We start from the raw sequence: 13,524 nt of genomic DNA, 5'->3' as shown, positions 1-13,524 counted from the left end.
TTATTGTACAAGGATGAAAAAGTTGTATTATAATGGTTCATACTAAAGTCACGGAGGTGTCAGTCACATGGCAGAAGAATTAAAACGCAGCATCCCGCTCCTCCCTTTAAGAGGTTTATTAGTGTACCCGACAATGGTTTTGCACTTAGATGTAGGACGTGACAAGTCGGTTCAGGCCCTTGAACAGGCAATGATGCATGATCATATGATATTTTTAGCTACTCAGCAGGATATTTCGATAGACGAACCGGGTGAAGACGAAATTTTTACTGTCGGCACCTATACGAAAATTAAACAAATGCTGAAGCTTCCGAACGGTACGATTCGTGTGCTGGTGGAGGGTATACAGCGCGCCCAGATCATTGAATACAATGAGCATGAAGATTATACATCAGTAGACATTCAGCTGATCCATGAAGATGATTCAAAAGATACAGAAGACGAAGCGCTGATGCGGACTTTGTTGGACCACTTTGATCAGTACATAAAAATTTCTAAAAAAATCTCAGCCGAAACGTACGCCGCGGTTACTGATATCGAAGAGCCGGGCAGAATGGCAGACATTGTTGCTTCTCACCTGCCTCTTAAACTAAAGGATAAGCAGGATATATTAGAAACGGCTGATGTCAAAGACAGACTGAACAAGGTCATTGATTTTATCAACAATGAAAAAGAAGTGCTTGAGATCGAGAAAAAAATCGGCCAGCGCGTCAAACGTTCAATGGAGCGTACGCAAAAGGAATACTATTTGCGCGAACAGATGAAGGCGATCCAAAAAGAGCTTGGCGATAAAGAAGGCAAAACAGGTGAAGTTCAAACGCTGACCGAAAAAATCGAAGAAGCGGGCATGCCTGACCATGTGAAGGAAACGGCTCTTAAGGAATTAAACAGATATGAAAAAATTCCGTCCAGTTCTGCCGAAAGTTCTGTTATCCGCAATTATATTGACTGGCTGGTCGCTCTCCCATGGACGGATGAGACAGAAGATAAGCTTGATTTAAAAGAGGCTGAACATCTTTTGGACAAAGAACATCACGGACTTGAAAAAGTGAAAGAGCGTATTTTAGAGTATTTGGCTGTTCAGAAGCTGACAAAATCCTTAAAAGGTCCGATTCTCTGTTTGGCTGGACCTCCAGGGGTCGGAAAAACGTCCTTGGCCAAATCGATTGCTAAAAGTATGGATCGGAAATTTGTCAGAATTTCACTTGGCGGGGTGCGCGACGAATCAGAAATTCGCGGGCACAGACGGACATATGTCGGGGCAATGCCGGGACGTATTATTCAAGGCATGAAAAAAGCCGGCAAGCTGAATCCGGTCTTCTTACTAGACGAAATTGACAAAATGTCTTCTGATTTCAGAGGCGATCCGTCATCCGCAATGCTTGAAGTGCTTGATCCGGAGCAAAACAGTACCTTCAGCGACCACTACATTGAGGAGACTTTTGATCTGTCAAAAGTGCTCTTTATCGCTACGGCTAACAATTTAGCGACAATCCCGGGACCGCTTAGAGACAGAATGGAAATCATTAATATTGCGGGCTACACGGAAGTGGAAAAACTTGAAATTGTGAAAGATCACCTTCTTCCGAAGCAGATCAAGGAGCATGGGCTCAAAAAGAGCAACCTGCAGCTGCGTGATCAGGCCATTCTTGATATTATTCGCTATTATACGAGAGAAGCAGGTGTGAGAAACCTCGAACGCCAGCTTGCTGCCATCTGCCGCAAGGCCGCAAAAGCCATTGTTTCTGAAGATAGAAAACGGATTACAGTTACGGAGAAAAATCTTCATGACTTTATCGGAAAACGAATTTTCAGATATGGACAAGCAGAAACGGAAGATCAGGTGGGCGTCGTCACGGGGCTGGCTTATACAACTGTCGGCGGAGATACGCTGTCGATCGAAGTATCGCTTTCTCCAGGGAAAGGAAAATTGATCCTGACGGGTAAGCTTGGCGATGTCATGAGAGAGTCTGCTCAGGCGGCTTTCAGCTACGTGCGTTCAAAAACAGAAGAACTTGGCATTGAACCTGACTTTCATGAGAAGTATGATATTCATATACATGTTCCTGAGGGTGCGGTGCCTAAAGATGGTCCGTCTGCCGGTATCACAATGGCGACTGCGCTTGTTTCTGCTTTAACAGGACGGGCTGTATCGCGTAAAGTCGGAATGACTGGCGAAATTACGCTTCGCGGACGCGTGCTTCCGATCGGCGGACTGAAAGAAAAAGCACTCGGGGCACATAGAGCGGGATTGACGACCATTATTGCGCCTAAAGATAATGAAAAAGATATAGAGGATATTCCAGAAAGCGTCAGAGAGGGGCTCACCTTTATATTGGCATCCCACTTAGACGAAGTTTTGGAACATGCCTTAGTAGGAGAGAAGAAATGAAAGTCACAAAGTCAGAAATCGTAATCAGTGCAGTTAAACCTGAACAGTACCCTGAAGGGGGGCTTCCGGAGATTGCACTGGCCGGAAGATCGAACGTTGGAAAGTCATCTTTTATCAATTCATTGATTAATCGTAAAAATCTTGCGAGAACATCATCAAAACCGGGAAAAACACAAACATTAAATTTCTACATTATTAATGACGAATTGCATTTTGTTGATGTACCGGGTTACGGTTTTGCCAAAGTGTCAAAATCCGAGCGTGAAGCTTGGGGCAGAATGATTGAAACCTACATCACGACACGCGAGGAATTGAAAGCAGTGGTGCAGATCGTTGATTTGCGGCATGCACCGTCTAATGATGATGTGCAGATGTATGAATTCTTAAAGTATTACGGCATTCCTGTTATTATTATCGCTACAAAAGCCGATAAGATCCCGAAAGGAAAATGGGACAAACACGCGAAGGTTGTAAGACAGACATTAAATATTGATCCGGAAGACGAGCTGATTCTCTTCTCCTCAGAAACGAAAAAGGGGAAAGATGAAGCTTGGGGAGTGATCAAAAAAATGATAAACCGGTAGAGAATACTCTCTGCCGGTTTTATTTATCGTATAGATTTTTTTCGTTTTATCAATAATAACAATAAACTGATTCCGATAAATACAAATGGCCAATACTTTTTCAGCAGGGCCGTGGGAACATGCGCAGACTCGAGCCATGCCATAATCTGTTTGAAAAAGTAAAGAAACAGGGAAAAACAAATCATCGAAACAGCTTCATATACATATTCTTTTTTCTGAACGGTTGAAACGAGCAGTGAGAAGCCGACCATGAAGAGTAGCATTTCAAAATCATCCGGCCACCATGTCCACTTTGGCTTAGCGAAAAAGTGCAAACCGATTCCGAAGAGAAGCAAGCCGATAAAGAAATGGGGGGAGACAGCTTCTTTTTTTCCTTGGTATATAAAGGATGCGCCTAACAGCATAAGAAGAACAGGCCATTGATCCTGTCCTGAAAACAGTTCGGCTTGGCCGCTTTCAAGCCATGCGTAAACGGATGCGGCGAGCAGCAGACAAGGAAATAAAATTGATTTTTGTTTCATGCATATCACCTTCTTGTTTTCTAGAGCTGATTTTGAGTAATTTTCTGCTGTTTTTGGTATTGTCAATAGGAACATATTTTGTTCGTGAAGCTTTTTCTAATATAGCACAAGATTTTTGAAATCTGTTCACAATTTGCGAAAGAAACTATGTTATAATTATTATAAATAATGAATTCTATGTTAGAATGATTATAAATTAAAGTTTGGGTGTTGGGGGTGTAAGGAAAGCTATGCATATACTTGTTGTGGGAGTAGATTATAAATCCGCCCCTATTGAGATACGTGAAAAAGTAAGTTTTCAGCCGAATGAGCTTGCAGAAGCGATGGTGCAGCTAAAAGCAGAGAAAAGCATTCTCGAAAATATCATCGTATCTACCTGCAACCGCACTGAAATTTATGCGGTAGTCGACCAGCTCCATACCGGCCGTTATTATATAAAAAAATTTTTAGCTGACTGGTTTCACTTAAGCAAAGAAGACCTGTCGCCGTTTTTAAGATTTTATGAAAGCGATGCGGCTGTTGAGCATTTGTTCCGTGTAGCCTGCGGATTGGATTCTATGGTGATCGGTGAAACGCAAATTCTCGGTCAGGTGCGCGACAGCTTCAAAACAGCTCAGCAAGAAAAAACGATCGGCACGATTTTTAATGAGTTGTTTAAGCAGGCGGTTACAGTGGGTAAACGGACTCATGCCGAAACAGACATTGGCTCTAATGCAGTGTCTGTTAGCTATGCGGCCGTTGAGCTTGCGAAAAAAATCTTCGGAAACCTTTCAAGCAAGCATATATTGATCCTTGGTGCAGGAAAGATGGGCGAGCTTGCAGCCGAAAATCTGCATGGACAGGGAATCGGAAAAGTGACAGTCATTAACAGAACATACTTGAAAGCGAAAGAACTTGCAGACCGTTTCTCCGGTGAAGCGCGAAGCTTAAATCAGCTTGAAAGCGCGCTTGCAGAAGCCGATATTTTAATCAGCTCTACCGGTGCGAGTGATTTTGTTGTGTCTAAAGAAATGATGGAAAACGCGAATAAGCTTCGCAAGGGCCGTCCTTTATTTATGGTGGACATCGCCGTGCCAAGAGACTTGGATCCCGCTTTAAACGATCTAGAAGGCGTCTTCCTTTATGATATAGACGATCTTGAAGGGATCGTAGAAGCGAACCTGAAAGAGCGGAGAGAAACCGCTGAGAAGGTTGAACTGTTAATCGAAGAAACCATTGTGGAGTTTAAACAATGGCTGAATACACTCGGTGTAGTGCCCGTCATTTCCGCATTGCGTGAAAAAGCGCTGGCAATCCAGTCTGAAACGATGGACAGCATTGAACGGAAGCTGCCTCATTTGACGACAAGAGAGAAAAAACTTTTGAATAAACATACGAAAAGTATCATTAATCAAATGCTCCGCGACCCGATATTAAAGGTGAAAGAACTTGCGGCAGAGGCTGATTCTGAAGAAAAGCTGGCTTTGTTTAAGCAGATTTTTGATATAGAAGAAGCTGCGGGCCGGCAAATGATCAAAAGCGTTGAAGGCAGCCAAAAGGTCCATTCTTATAACAAGGCTGAATCAAGAGCGGGGTTTGCCCCACTTGTAAGTGAGTGAAAGCTGAATGATTGATACTGCAATGGCAAGACTTAATGAAGGGACAATCGTCATTTACGCATTAAGTGTACTCTTTTATTTTATAGATTTTCTTCAACACAACCGGAAGGCTGGGAAAATGGCCTTCTGGTTGCTTTCTATTGTCTGGACTCTGCAAACCGTGTATTTAGCCTACTTTATGTGGGTGACGGGGCGGTTTCCGGTATTAAATGTGACGGAGGCCCTTTATTTTTATGCTTGGGTGCTTGTCACACTGTCACTTGTACTGACAAAGCTGCTGCGTGTTGATTTTATTGTGTTTTTTACAAATGTAATAGGGTTTGCTATGATCGCCATTCATACATTTTCACCGACGGAGCAGCAGTCAGCGGCTTTTTCGGGTCAGCTCGTATCGGAGCTGTTAGTGATTCATATTACAATGGCGATTCTTTCTTACGGTGCTTTTTCCCTTTCTTTTGTATTTTCTGTGCTCTATTTGTTTCAATATCATCTGTTAAAAAAGAAAAAATGGGGAAAGTGGCTGTTGAGAATAGAAGATTTGTCTAAGCTTGATTATATGGCGTATGTTCTGAATGTCATCGGAGTTCCGATGCTTTTGCTGAGTTTAATTCTTGGCGTCATTTGGGCGTATGTGTCTCTAGAAACGCTGTATTGGTTCGACGCCAAAGTGCTTGGTTCGTTTGTCGTCCTGCTTCTGTACAGCTATTATCTTTATATCAGGCTGATTAAAGAGCTTCAGGGGAAGGTCGCCGCACTGTGGAATACGGCTTGTTTTCTCGTGCTGATGATCAATTATTTCCTGCTCGGAAGCCTGTCTCAATTCCATTGGTTCAGTTAAATAATGTGCCCAAGCAGATTCGGGAGGAAAGAAAAAATGAGAACGATAAAAGTAGGTTCCAGACGGAGCAAACTCGCTATGACCCAAACAAAATGGGTGATTCGCAAACTGAAGGAAATCAATCCTTCTTTTGCTTTTGACATAAAAGAAATCGTCACAAAGGGTGACCGGATCGTTGATGTTACCCTGTCAAAAGTGGGAGGGAAAGGGCTGTTTGTCAAAGAAATCGAACAAGCGCTTTTAAACGAAGACATTGATATGGCGGTTCACAGCATGAAGGATATGCCTGCCGTTTTGCCTGAAGGCCTTGTGATCGGCTGTATTCCTGAACGGGAAGATCCTCGTGACGCTCTTATTTCAAAGAATCGTGTAAAGCTTTCTGAATTGAAGGAAGGTGCTGTCATCGGCACAAGCAGTTTAAGAAGAAGCGCACAGCTTTTGATTGAGCGCCCTGACATTACAATTAAATGGATTAGAGGTAATATAGATACGAGACTTCAAAAGCTGGAAAACGAAGATTACGATGCAATTATTTTAGCTGCGGCAGGGCTTTCCAGAATGGGCTGGAAGCAGGATGTCGTAACTGAATTTCTTGAGCCTGAGCGCTGTCTTCCGGCTGTTGGCCAAGGCGCTCTTGCAATTGAGTGCCGCGAATCCGATCGAGAGCTTTTAACGTTATTTTCTCAGTTTACGGATGAGTATACAAAACGGACTGTACTGGCAGAACGTGCCTACTTAAACGCGATGGAGGGCGGCTGTCAGGTGCCGATCGCCGGCTACTCGGTGATAAACGGCCAGGATGAAATTGAACTGACAGGGCTTGTGGCTTCGCCTGATGGAAAAATCATTTTCAAAGAAACCGTCACCGGAAACAATCCGGAGGAAGTCGGTAAGCGCTGTGCGGCTCTCATGACTGATAAAGGCGCTAAAGATTTAATCGATCGCGTAAAACGGGAGCTTGATGAGGATGGTAAATGATTTTCCTTTGAAAGGAAAAACAGTGCTTGTCACCCGAAATAAGACGCAGGCAAAATCGTTTCGGCAGAAAGTGGAGCAGCTTGGCGGAAAAGCGGTATTGGCCTCATTGATCACGTTTCGCCGAACTCTGCCGAATGATCTGGCGGAACAGGTGCGACTAGATCTAACCATACCCGGCTGGCTTGTGTTTACGAGTGTAAATGGAGCGGATTTCTTTTTTTCTTATCTGAAAGAAAATCAGCTTATTGTTCCCGGTCATAAAAAAATTGCGGCTGTTGGTGAAAAAACCGCACGCCGTTTAGAATCGTACAACGTATCGGTTGATGTAATGCCTCATGACTATATTGCAGAACAATTGGCGGACGCTCTTAAGCAGCATGCCGAACCGTCAGAACGGATTTCAGTCATAAAAGGCAATTTATCTCGCGATGTGATAAAAAAAGAGCTTACGCCTCTTGGCTTTGAGGTGAAGGAATGGGTCGTATATGAAACTGTTCCTGATGAAGATGGCATCGAGGAATTAAAAAATGCCGCGAATCAGTATTCATTTGATTATGTGACATTTACAAGCTCATCAACCGTACATACATTTATGCATGTTCTGGGAGAAGGAGTAAAAAAATGGCCGGCGCACCAGACGGACTGCATCAGCATCGGACCGCTAACGAGGGACGCTCTGCTGTCGTACGGAATCACGTCGTATATGCCTGATACATTTACAATTGACGGCATGCTTGATTTAATGTGCCGCATGTCTAGAAAGGAAGATAGAATATGAGTCAATCATTTAACAGACACCGCCGTTTGCGGTCATCAAAAGCAATGAGAGAGATGGTGAAAGAAACTCGTCTGCATCCATCTGATTTTATTTATCCGATCTTTGTCGTTGAAGGTTTAGAAGGAAAAAAAGCTGTTCCTTCAATGCCTGATGTTTATCATGTATCTTTAGATCTATTAAAGGATGAAGTGGCTGAGCTGGTCAGTCTCGGAATTCAATCCGTCATTGTTTTCGGCATACCTGAAGAAAAAGATGATTGCGGAACGCAAGCTTACCATGACCACGGGATTGTGCAAGAAGCAATTGCCGAAATTAAAAAGCACTTCCCTGAGATGGTTGTCGTTGCTGATACATGCCTATGTGAATATACAGATCACGGACATTGCGGTCTCGTCAAAGACGGACAGATCCTGAATGATGAATCCTTGGAGCTATTGGCACAGACAGCTGTCAGCCAAGCAAAAGCCGGAGCGGATATCATTGCGCCTTCTAACATGATGGACGGATTTGTGACGGTTATCAGAGAAGCATTAGATAAAGAAGGCTTCATCAATATTCCGATCATGTCTTACGCCGTGAAATATTCAAGTGAGTTTTACGGTCCGTTCCGTGATGCAGCAAACAGCACGCCTCAATTTGGCGACCGCAAAACGTATCAAATGGACCCTGCCAACCGTCTGGAAGCACTCCGTGAAGCCCAATCAGATGTTGAGGAAGGCGCGGACTTCCTGATTGTGAAACCTTCACTTTCTTATATGGATATCATGCGGGATGTAAAAAATGAGTTTACATTGCCGCTTGTGGCTTATAATGTAAGCGGAGAGTATTCTATGGTGAAGGCTGCAGCTCAGAACGGCTGGATCAAGGAAAAAGAGATTGTCTTAGAAATTTTGACAAGCATGAAGCGTGCGGGTGCCGACCTGATTATTACGTATCATGCAAAAGACGCAGCAAAATGGCTTGCGGAGTAATTTTATTCAGTTGACAGGAGTTGAGGCAGATGAGAAGCTATGAAAAATCAAAAGCGGCTTTTAAAGAAGCGCAAAAACTCATGCCGGGCGGTGTAAACAGCCCCGTTCGCGCCTTTAAATCGGTAGACATGGACCCGATTTTTATGGAGCGCGGAAATGGCTCTAAAATCTATGATATTGATGGAAATGAGTATATTGATTACGTATTGTCATGGGGGCCTTTAATTTTAGGACACACAAATGACCGCGTTGTAGAGAGCCTCAAAAAAGTGGCTGAATACGGGACAAGCTTCGGGGCTCCGACTGAGGTGGAAAATGAATTGGCGAAGCTCGTCATTGACCGAGTGCCGTCAGTAGAAATTGTACGGATGGTCAGCTCAGGAACCGAGGCGACCATGAGCGCGCTTCGTTTGGCAAGAGGATATACAGGCCGCAATAAGATTTTAAAATTTGAGGGCTGCTACCATGGACACGGAGATTCTCTGCTGATTAAAGCGGGTTCAGGAGTGGCAACACTCGGTCTGCCTGACAGCCCGGGCGTACCTGAAGGAATAGCGAAAAACACCATCACCGTTCCGTACAATGATTTAGAAAGTGTAAAGCTTGCATTCCAACAGTTCGGTGAAGATATTGCAGGCGTCATCGTAGAACCGGTTGCCGGAAACATGGGAGTAGTTCCGCCGCAAGAAGGCTTCCTGCAAGGATTGCGTGATATTACTGAACAGTACGGCACGCTGCTGATTTTTGATGAAGTCATGACTGGCTTCCGGGTCGATTACAAATGCGCTCAAGGCTATTTCGGCGTAACGCCTGATCTGACTTGCTTAGGAAAAGTGATCGGGGGCGGACTGCCTGTCGGCGCTTATGGCGGTAAAGCCGAAATTATGGAGCGGATTGCTCCGAGCGGTCCGATTTATCAGGCAGGTACGCTGTCAGGCAACCCGCTTGCGATGACGGCTGGACTCGAAACATTAATGCAGCTCACGCCTGAATCATACAAGATCTTTATGAAAAAAGGTGACAGGCTGGAAGAAGGCATTTCAAAAGCGGCAGAGGCGCACGGTATTCCGCATACCTTTAACCGCGCAGGTTCAATGATCGGTTTCTTCTTTACAAATGAACCTGTCATCAATTATGAAACAGCCAAAGCATCGGATTTGAAGCTGTTTGCCAAGTATTATAAAGGAATGGCAAACGAAGGTGTGTTCCTTCCGCCGTCTCAATTTGAAGGGCTTTTCCTCTCGACGGCTCATACTGATGAAGATATTGAAAAAACAATTCAGGCAGCTGAGAACGTATTCGCTGAGATCAGCCGCGGATAAGTACGATAAAAACCGGTATCAAGGACATCCTTGTACCGGTTTTTCTATGCTTCCCCATTCATATTTTCTCCATTTCATACATACACCTTTAGTGACATCTAATTTTAAGGATTAGATGAAAGGAGGATATGAACTTGCCGCAAAATCATCGATTGCAATTTTCTGTAGAAGAATCGATCTGTTTCCAAAAAGGACAGGAAGTTTCTGAACTGCTTTCCATTTCATTAGATCCTGATATTAGGGTTCAGGAAGTAAATGATTACGTTTCAATCAGAGGATCGCTTGAACTTACAGGTGAGTACAACATAGATCAGAGCAAAAATACTGAAGAGTTTGATACCGATAAGCGGTTTGTCGAAGAGGTCAGAACGAGAGAGGATGGAACTGCGGAACTGACTCATTGTTTCCCTGTCGATATAACCATCCCGAAAAATAAAGTCAGTCATTTACATGAAGTTTTTGTGTTTATTGATGCATTTGACTATCAACTAACAGACTCGCGCATCCTGACGATCCAGGCTGATTTAGCAATAGAAGGCCTTCTTGATGACACAGCAGACAGAGAGCAAGACATTCCTCTCTATGAAGCTCCTGATGAAGGTTTTTCTGAGCCGCCAGAGCTATTTGCTTTAGAAGCAGAGGACAGCGAAGAAGAAGCGCCAGCCGAGCCGCCGGAGCTTCTAGTCTCGGAAGCAGGGCTTCGTGAAGAGCAGGAAAATGAAGAGGAAGAAGCTGAGCGGTCAGAGCCATTGGCTTTGAAATCAGAGGACAGCGAAGGTATAAAGGCGGAAGAAGCGCCAGCTGAGCCGCCAGAGCTTGTTGTCTCGGAAGCGAGGCTTCGTGAAGAGCAGGAAAATGAAGAGGAAGAAGCTGAGCGGTCAGAGCCATTGGCTTTGAAATCAGAGGACAGCGAAGATATAAAGGCGGAAGAAGCGCCAGCTGAGCCGCCGGAGCTTGTTGTCTCGGAAGCGGGGCTTCGTGAAGAGCAGGAAAATGAAGAGGAAGAAGCTGAGCGGTCAGAGCCATTGACTTTAAAAGCAGAGGACAGCGAAGGTATAAAGGCGGAAGAAGCGCCAGCTGAGCCGCCGGAGCTTGTTGTCTCGGAAGCGGGGTTTCGTGAAGAACAGGAAAATGAAGAGGAAGAAGCTGAGCGGTCAGAGCCATTGGCTTTAAAAGCAGAGGACAGCGAAGATATAAAAGCGGAAGAAGAAGCGTCAGCTGAGCCGCCGGAGCTTGTTGTCTCGGAAGCGGGGCTTCGTGAAGAGCAGGAAAATGAAGAGGAAGAAGCTGAGCGGTCAGAGCCATTGGCTTTAAAAGCAGAGGACAGCGGCGGTATAAAAGCAGAAGAAGCGTCAGTTGATCCGCCAGAGCTTGTTGTCTCGGAAGCGAGGCTTCGTGAAGAACAGGAAAATGAAAAGAAAGAAGCTGAGCGATCAGAATCAGCTGCTTTAAAAGCAGAGGGCAGCAAAGATATAAATGCAGAAGAAGCGAAGCCGCCGGAGCTCATTCTTTCAGAGGCAGGGCTTCGTGAGGAAGCGGAAACAGTAGAAGCAGATTCCCCAAAGGCTGCTTCAGGAATAGAGATCCGCGAAAAAGCAGAGACGGAAGAAGAGCATGCGGAACTGTCAGAACCGCTTGTTTCGGCGGCGGAAATATCACCTGCTGTAGAAGCTGAGCTTCAGCAAGAGGCTGAGCGTGGTGAAGAAAAAACAGAAAAACCAGATTCTTCTATTCTTGAGCATGCTCTGCGTCAAGAATCCCAAAAAACAGAATCGGAGCTATCGGATCACATAGAGCCTGCACCTCGACAGGATGCAGAACAACTGAAGGAAGTCCAGGAAACTATACATGAAGACGTTGTTTCTTTAGAAGGAAGCAGAGAGCAGGAAGAAGCGCCAGCTGCACTTTTAAAGGAAGAAGCAGCAGCTCCAACCCTGCATTTTAATCAAAAGATAAGTGCTGAAGGGGAATCTCAGGAAGAAGAGCTTACGCCGGCCTACCGTACCTTCCTGCCGGAACAAGATTCAGAAGAGCATTCCTTTTATTCAGCGCCTAAGCTGCTGGAGGAAGAAGAGCAGAAGAAAGAAAGCTTTGAAATTGAAGTGAGAAAAACACCTACACCTGAAGAATCTGAGGAAGAGGCGTCTTTTCATTCTTACCAGCTGCCAGACACTTCCGAACCTGAAAGGAAGGAAACAGATGCTATTGCTGGGGCTGTTCCTGCTGCTCAAACAAAGGGAACTGAAACAAAGGAAAATCATAATTCTCTTTATTTAACAAAACTCTTTACGAGAGAAGAAGATGAGTTTTCTAGAATGAAAATCTGTATTGTTCAGCAGGAAGATACCATTGAACGTTTATGCGAACGGTACGACATTACCTCCCAGCAGCTGATCAGGATGAATTCTTTGGCGCTGGATGATGAATTGAAAGCAGGGCAGATTCTTTATATCCCTCAATACAACAGCAGCCATGCGTAAGCCGTAAGCGATCGGAAAATGTGGTGAATGGAATGGAAGATGTCCAATCGGTTCTTCAGGAATACGGACTGACGGCTCAATTTATTGAGCCAGTCAGTTCTCGTGTGTGGAAAGTGTATTCAGATTATGGGGTATTTGCGCTGAAAAAAATGAAATCGGTTCGCGGCAAACATTTTACAGATCAAATGGTGGCAATTGAGGAAAAAGGCTTTCATTCCTTTGTTCCCATTTACAGAACAAATGGGGGAGAGTTTTTCTCCGGGGGCGTACAAACTGGAGACTCCTATTACTTAATGCCTTGGCTCCAATTTGACCAAGAGGAAGAGCGGGATCAGAAACATGCCTATCTATTTAGAGAAACAGCCCGCCTTCACGAGAGAACTGCGCAGGAAATCAAGGTCAGGCGTGAAGACATTGAACGCCACTATGAACAAACGAGAAAAAAGTGGGAAAATGAAAAGGTCATTTATGAACAGTTTGTAGACAGAGCTGAGAAAGAATGGTACCTTTCCCCCTTTGAATTGCAGGCTGTAACCTATTATTCAGAAACCATTTCCGCCGTAAACTTTGCGCTTGAGCGGATTAAGGACTGGTATGAAGCGGCAAAAGAAAAAGGCTCCTCAAGGGTTGTCATTACCCACGGCAGCCTGTCTATTCACCATTTTCTGTATAATGATGCAGGGACCGGATACTTTACGAATTTTGAGAGAGCGTCTGTGGGGCCGCCGCATAACGACTTGCTCGGCTTTTACACACGAATGTTCAGCGGTTTTCCAAAAGCTTGTCCGGAGTGTGTCGATTGGTTTTATGCATATACGAAAGCATTTCCTCTGCATGAGGCTGAAATCAGTCTTTTTCTCAGTTACATGGCTTATCCGGCAACGGTGTACAAAGTGCTGAACCGCTATCAGACCGGGAAAAGACGGCGTGAAAAAGATGAATGTACACACTTATTAAAGGCATACTGGCAAATGAAAAATATTGAGCCGTTTGTGATGAAAATCCATCAAATTGAACAAGAGAAAAAATTTCAGGCGGAAAACGAGTCCACGTCTTAATTGG

The 13,524-nt window shown here is 44.5% G+C and carries 10 protein-coding genes and 1 pseudogene; 10 read left to right on the top strand and 1 reads right to left on the bottom strand.

The features are described from left to right. Nucleotides 1–67 precede the first annotated feature (67 nt). Together lon and yihA are read left to right on the top strand one after the other, a co-directional pair. A complete protein-coding gene (gene lon, locus NYE43_RS13995) occupies nucleotides 68–2,392 on the top strand; it encodes an endopeptidase La (protein WP_024122375.1) in 2,325 nt (774 codons plus the stop codon). Beyond that, on the top strand, nucleotides 2,389–2,976 hold the full coding sequence (yihA, locus tag NYE43_RS13990) for a ribosome biogenesis GTP-binding protein YihA/YsxC (protein WP_024122374.1): 588 nt from the start codon (nucleotides 2,389–2,391) through the stop codon (nucleotides 2,974–2,976). Before lon ends, yihA begins: the two co-directional genes overlap by 4 nt. A 23-nt stretch (nucleotides 2,977–2,999) precedes the next feature. On the opposite strand, the gene NYE43_RS13985 is transcribed toward yihA, so the two are convergent. Next, nucleotides 3,000–3,497, bottom strand: coding sequence for a hypothetical protein (locus tag NYE43_RS13985; protein WP_185848746.1), 498 nt, complete (start codon nucleotides 3,495–3,497; stop codon nucleotides 3,000–3,002). A gap of 230 nt (nucleotides 3,498–3,727) precedes the next feature. On the opposite strand from NYE43_RS13985, the gene hemA reads away from it, so the two are divergent. The 8 genes and pseudogenes from hemA to cotN all read left to right on the top strand — a co-directional run bounded on the left by hemA (nucleotide 3,728) and on the right by cotN (nucleotide 13,520). Next, entirely contained in the window at nucleotides 3,728–5,095 is a 1,368-nt protein-coding gene (gene hemA / locus NYE43_RS13980; RefSeq protein WP_024122372.1) for a glutamyl-tRNA reductase, read from the top strand. Between the two features lie 7 nt (nucleotides 5,096–5,102). Then, nucleotides 5,103–5,933, top strand: a complete 831-nt coding sequence (locus tag NYE43_RS13975; RefSeq protein WP_010335178.1) for a cytochrome c biogenesis protein — start codon at nucleotides 5,103–5,105, stop codon at nucleotides 5,931–5,933. Nucleotides 5,934–5,969: 36 nt separating this feature from the next. Then, complete coding sequence (gene hemC / locus NYE43_RS13970) at nucleotides 5,970–6,911, top strand: hydroxymethylbilane synthase (protein WP_103671732.1); 942 nt, start codon at nucleotides 5,970–5,972, stop codon at nucleotides 6,909–6,911. Further along, entirely contained in the window at nucleotides 6,901–7,689 is a 789-nt protein-coding gene (gene hemD, locus NYE43_RS13965; RefSeq protein ID WP_185848747.1) for a uroporphyrinogen-III synthase, read from the top strand. The genes hemC and hemD overlap by 11 nt, the downstream gene beginning before the upstream one ends. Then, entirely contained in the window at nucleotides 7,686–8,660 is a 975-nt protein-coding gene (hemB, locus tag NYE43_RS13960; RefSeq protein ID WP_024122369.1) for a porphobilinogen synthase, read from the top strand. The genes hemD and hemB overlap by 4 nt, the downstream gene beginning before the upstream one ends. 29 nt (nucleotides 8,661–8,689) lie before the next feature. Beyond that, a complete protein-coding gene (hemL, locus tag NYE43_RS13955) occupies nucleotides 8,690–9,982 on the top strand; it encodes a glutamate-1-semialdehyde 2,1-aminomutase (protein WP_185848748.1) in 1,293 nt (430 codons plus the stop codon). A 134-nt stretch (nucleotides 9,983–10,116) separates the two neighbouring features. After that, a pseudogene (locus NYE43_RS21750) lies at nucleotides 10,117–10,824 on the top strand (stage VI sporulation protein D); the annotation flags it as partial. A gap of 1,670 nt (nucleotides 10,825–12,494) precedes the next feature. After that, nucleotides 12,495–13,520, top strand: coding sequence for a spore coat protein CotN (cotN, locus tag NYE43_RS13945; protein ID WP_095714285.1), 1,026 nt, complete (start codon nucleotides 12,495–12,497; stop codon nucleotides 13,518–13,520). Nucleotides 13,521–13,524 lie beyond the last annotated feature (4 nt).

It is taken from the genome of Bacillus sp. FSL R5-0434 (assembly GCF_038004745.1).
Lineage (GTDB): Bacteria > Bacillota > Bacilli > Bacillales > Bacillaceae > Bacillus > Bacillus halotolerans.
Note: the sequence above shows the minus strand (reverse complement) of the source record. Positions and strands in the feature narration are given on the sequence as shown.

What these genes read in the sequence shown, in the direction of transcription:
- yihA (WP_024122374.1), top strand. Translation starts at nt 2,389, where the DNA reads ATGAAAGTCACAAAGTCAGAAATCGTAATCAGTGCAGTTAAACCTGAA.
- NYE43_RS13985 (WP_185848746.1), bottom strand. Translation starts at nt 3,497, where the DNA reads ATGAAACAAAAATCAATTTTATTTCCTTGTCTGCTGCTCGCCGCATCC.
- hemD (WP_185848747.1), top strand. Translation starts at nt 6,901, where the DNA reads ATGGTAAATGATTTTCCTTTGAAAGGAAAAACAGTGCTTGTCACCCGA.
- hemC (WP_103671732.1), top strand. Translation starts at nt 5,970, where the DNA reads ATGAGAACGATAAAAGTAGGTTCCAGACGGAGCAAACTCGCTATGACC.
- lon (WP_024122375.1), top strand. Translation starts at nt 68, where the DNA reads ATGGCAGAAGAATTAAAACGCAGCATCCCGCTCCTCCCTTTAAGAGGT.
- hemA (WP_024122372.1), top strand. Translation starts at nt 3,728, where the DNA reads ATGCATATACTTGTTGTGGGAGTAGATTATAAATCCGCCCCTATTGAG.
- cotN (WP_095714285.1), top strand. Translation starts at nt 12,495, where the DNA reads ATGGAAGATGTCCAATCGGTTCTTCAGGAATACGGACTGACGGCTCAA.
- NYE43_RS13975 (WP_010335178.1), top strand. Translation starts at nt 5,103, where the DNA reads ATGATTGATACTGCAATGGCAAGACTTAATGAAGGGACAATCGTCATT.
- hemL (WP_185848748.1), top strand. Translation starts at nt 8,690, where the DNA reads ATGAGAAGCTATGAAAAATCAAAAGCGGCTTTTAAAGAAGCGCAAAAA.
- hemB (WP_024122369.1), top strand. Translation starts at nt 7,686, where the DNA reads ATGAGTCAATCATTTAACAGACACCGCCGTTTGCGGTCATCAAAAGCA.